Genomic DNA, 215 nt, shown 5'->3' on the forward strand with positions numbered 1-215 from the left:
GTTTACTTGTATGCCCATATCGGCCACGGCCGAAAATATGTCTATGATGACGTCCTCCGTCGGTTGCTGGCTGCCAGTGGATACAAAGTTACCCATGTGCAGAATATTACCGACGTTGGCCACTTGGTCTCTGACGCTGATGAGGGAGAAGACAAGTTAGAAACAGGGGCCAGACTGGCAAACAAAACCGTCTGGGAAGTGGCCCAGATGTTTAC

1 pseudogene is annotated in these 215 nt (G+C 50.7%); it reads left to right on the forward strand.

Annotation, left to right across the window (positions count from 1 at the left end):
- Positions 1-215 (forward strand): annotated as a pseudogene (locus QCD85_RS23830) (hypothetical protein); the annotation flags it as partial.

Source organism: Paenibacillus sp. PsM32, from assembly GCF_030433815.1.
GTDB lineage: Bacteria > Bacillota > Bacilli > Paenibacillales > Paenibacillaceae > Saccharibacillus > Saccharibacillus kyungheensis.